Genomic DNA, 802 nt, shown 5'->3' with positions numbered 1-802 from the left:
CCCTTACGGGAGTAAGAGTGATTTATTCCAGAGTTTTGTAATGTTCCTTCGAACAGGCTAGAAGTGTATTGGCTTCCCATGTCGCTGTGAATCATCTTTGGCTTACCGTTGGCTCTTAGAGCCTTAACTACGACGGATGTTGCGAATTCCTTGGTCATCTCTGGACTTAGTCCGTATGAGACTACGCGACGCTTTTCTGGGTCATAGACGGTTGCCAGATAAACCCACTCACGATTCATCAACTGGATGTACGTAATGTCAGTTGCCAGAACGCCACTCAAATCATCTAACTTCTTCATGAGGTTGGGCTTTTGAGGTGTGTCAGTGGTTGTTGTTGGCTTCTTGTATGACTTCTTGACCATGCGAGATTTGAGATTGAGCTCATTCATGAGTTCCCAAACCAAACGATCGCCAACATCAGTCTTCAAAATGAAGCGCAAGAACGCTGCGATACGACGGTAGCCATAGATGCCACGATTAGTGTTATAAACGGCTTTAATTGCCGTTTTCAGAGCATTACGCCGTGTTTCTCGTTGGCTAGGTTGCCAGTTTTTCCATTGATAATACGTGCTTCGAGCAATGTTCAAAGCCGATAAAACGCTTGTTATGCGGTGTCCCATTGCGAGTGACCGGTCAATGATTTCCAGTCCTAACTCGCGATTTTGCGTTAATTGTACTTCGAAAGCAACACCGCGGCTCGTTTTAAAATCTCAAGTTCTTCGCGAAGTTTGGCGTTTTCCTTTTGTAATGCGTTTACATCAGCTTGCGTCCATTTTTCGCCGTCCACTTCGTGGACTGTGTA

General features: G+C 45.4%; 1 protein-coding gene. It reads right to left on the bottom strand.

The genetic code is table 11. The features are described 5' to 3' along the window. A partial coding sequence (locus tag C6P11_RS10810; RefSeq protein ID WP_135521010.1) for a DDE-type integrase/transposase/recombinase occupies positions 1–620 on the bottom strand: 620 nt, incomplete at its 3' end. Positions 621–802: the final 182 nt, after the last annotated feature.

It is taken from the genome of Weissella confusa (assembly GCF_004766315.1).
Classification (GTDB): domain Bacteria; phylum Bacillota; class Bacilli; order Lactobacillales; family Lactobacillaceae; genus Weissella; species Weissella confusa_A.
Note: the sequence above shows the minus strand (reverse complement) of the source record. Positions and strands in the feature narration are given on the sequence as shown.